We start from the raw sequence: 1050 nt of genomic DNA, 5'->3' as shown, positions 1-1050 counted from the left end.
TCGGCCGTGGGCCTTTCGCTTGATGGCCTTCATACCCATGGTTTGGGTTGCACATCGATAGGCCCATGTGATTGCGATGGCGAGAATGGCTGTCAGGGTATCGATCTTGTCTGGCGCGGTCATTCTGGTGTCTTCGATGTTGAAGCCGCGGGTCTTGGCATCGCCGAACAGGCATTCGACGGCCCAACGGCTCTTGTAGGCTATGATGGCGGCCTTGGCGTCCTGGCTGTTGGTCATGACGATGAGCCATTCGCCCTGCTGGCCTTTTCTGCCGTCGATCCATTTGGCAGCGAAGGATAAACGGACGGATGCAGCCGGCAGGCCGGCCTCAAGCGTCGTGACGCTGCGGCTCTTGCGGCGCTTTCTCAGCAGGGTCTGGAGTGTCCAGAGCTTTCCATCGGCCAGGGCGACGCACTGGCCGACCTTGACGCGAATGGCAAACGGGACCTTGTTTTGCATCAGGAATTTGACCCAATCGGCGCCGATGAACTCGCGGTCGGCGAGCAGCAGTTCGATCGAAGCCGCGCCGAACAGGTCGAGATAGCGCCGCATCAACTCGATGCGCTGGTGCGTGTTGCTGTTGCCCTGGTGGTCGAGCACCGTCCACAGCAGCGGTACGCGAAAGCGTCGCGTCACGATGGCCAGCATGAGAATGTTGATGTCCTTGCAGCCGACCTTCCAGCTGGTGCGGTCGAGCGCCAGGCATTTGGGCCGCGACAGGTTCAGCATGCGCACGACGAGCTGCGCGACGAGTGCCTGATCCAGCCGGATCGACTGGAAGAAGCGCTGCAGGCGGCGATAGTTCGACCCGTGTTGCGCGGCCCCCGGAAACTGGCTCGCCACATGGCTCAGATTGACCGTGCGGCCTTGAACCATGCCGATGATCAGAACCGCGAGTGTTTCCAGGCGCGAATTGCGCAGTGCAAAATGACGGCTTAGGGTCTCGATGAGGGCGGTGTGAATCGTGATCGGCATCGGCGGATCCTTTTGGCGAAGAATCCTCCAATCAAATCACTTCAAGCCGTCCTCACCCTTGCGTCGTGTACTGTG

At 60.4% G+C, this 1050-nt stretch carries 1 protein-coding gene; it reads right to left on the bottom strand.

Annotated elements, in window-relative coordinates:
- Positions 1–975: IS4 family transposase (locus FJ418_RS31775; protein WP_140872236.1), on the bottom strand; the 975-nt coding region annotated here is incomplete at its 3' end.
- Between the last annotated feature and the right edge of the window lie 75 nt (positions 976–1050).

Origin of the sequence: Mesorhizobium sp. B2-8-3 (genome assembly GCF_006440815.1) — a bacterium.
Taxonomy (GTDB): domain Bacteria; phylum Pseudomonadota; class Alphaproteobacteria; order Rhizobiales; family Rhizobiaceae; genus Mesorhizobium.
This window is presented reverse-complemented; position numbering and strand designations above follow the sequence as displayed.